General features: G+C 61.7%; 2 protein-coding genes. Both read left to right on the top strand.

Annotation, left to right across the window (positions count from 1 at the left end; all coding sequences use genetic code 11):
* The coding region (locus tag L284_RS44230; protein WP_021235834.1) for a Mu transposase domain-containing protein at nt 1–912 on the top strand (912 nt) is incomplete at its 5' end.
* Nucleotides 902–1,515: IS21-like element helper ATPase IstB (istB, locus tag L284_RS44225; protein WP_021235833.1), on the top strand; the 614-nt coding region annotated here is incomplete at its 3' end. The genes L284_RS44230 and istB, both read left to right, overlap by 11 nt.

Genomic DNA, 1,515 nt, shown 5'->3' with positions numbered 1-1,515 from the left:
GACAAGATCGGGACCGGGAAGGCTCGGCAGGTCAACGCAAGGTTTGCCGCCATGGCCAGCCACTATCTGTTCGAGACGGATTTCTGCAATCCGGCTTCAGGCTGGGAGAAGGGGCAGGTCGAGAAGAACGTCCAGGACGCTCGGCGCCGGTTGTGGCAACCGATGCCAAGTTTTCCGGGCTTGGCTGAGCTGAACGCCTGGCTGGAAGAGCAATGCATCGCCCAATGGAGCGATATCCAGCATAGTGTCATGCCGGGCACCGTGGCCGATGTGCATGCCGAGGAAGTTTCCTGCCTGATGCCGCTGGGCCGGCCCTTCGATGGCTTTGTCGAGCAGATCAAGCGCGTGTCGCCAACCTGCCTCATCGCCTTCGACCGCAACCGCTATTCGGTACCCGCTTCCTTCGCGAACCGGCCGGTCAGCCTGCGGATCTACCCTGATCGTCTGGTCATAGCGGCCGAAGGCCAGATCTTGTGCGAACATGCCCGGCTCATCGAGCGCTCCCATCACAAGCCGGGACGCACAATCTATGACTGGCGGCATTATCTGGCGGTGATCCAGCGCAAGCCCGGCGCCTTGCGTAATGGCGCCCCCTTCCTCGAGATGCCCGAAGCCTTCCGGCAGTTACAAGGCCATCTGCTCAAGCGCTCTGGTGGCGACAGGGAGATGGTCGAGATACTTTCTCTCGTTCTGCATCACGACGAACAGGCTGTGTTGAACGCGGTCGAGTTGGCTCTGGAGGCCGGTGTCGCCACCAAGACCCACGTTCTAAACGTGTTGCATCGCCTCATCGACGGCAAGGCGCCTCCAGCGTCGCCAATCGATGCGCCTCAGGCCCTGCGCCTGACGCAGGAGCCCGAGGCCAATGTCGTTCGCTATGACAGGCTGAGGGATATCCGCCATGCGTCATGACCCCGCCAGCGCCGCGGTCGTCGTCATGCTGCGCAGCCTCAAGATGTTCGGCATGGCTCAGGCCGCCGACGAACTGATCGAGCAGGGCGCGCCTGCCTTCGATGCTGCCGTGCCGATGCTCGCTGGACTCCTGAAGGCAGAGATGGCCGAACGCGAGGTCAGGTCCATCGCCTATCAGATCAAGGCGGCCCGCTTCCCGGCCTACAAGGATCTGGCTGGCTTCGACTTTGCCGCCAGCGAGATCAACGAAGCCCTCGTCCGCCAGCTTCACCAAGGCGACTTCATGGAAAACGCCGACAATGTCGTGCTGATTGGCGGGCCTGGAACCGGCAAGAGTCATATCGCAACGGCACTGGGCGTCCAGGCCGTCGAGCATCACCGCAAGAAGGTTCGCTTCTTCTCCACGGTCGATCTGGTCAATGCGCTTGAGCAGGAAAAGACCATGAACCGATCCGGCCAGTTGGCAGAACGCCTGCTACGTCTCGACCTGCTCATCCTCGACGAGCTGGGTTATCTGCCCTTCAGCCCATCGGGCGGAGCCATGCTCTTCCATCTGCTCAGCAAGCTGTACGAGCGCACCAGCGTCGTCATCACCACCAACCT

Source organism: Novosphingobium lindaniclasticum LE124 (assembly GCF_000445125.1).
In the GTDB taxonomy this organism is placed as follows: domain Bacteria; phylum Pseudomonadota; class Alphaproteobacteria; order Sphingomonadales; family Sphingomonadaceae; genus Novosphingobium; species Novosphingobium lindaniclasticum.
The sequence above is the reverse complement of the archived record's forward strand: the minus strand, read 5'-3'. Positions and strand labels throughout refer to the sequence as shown.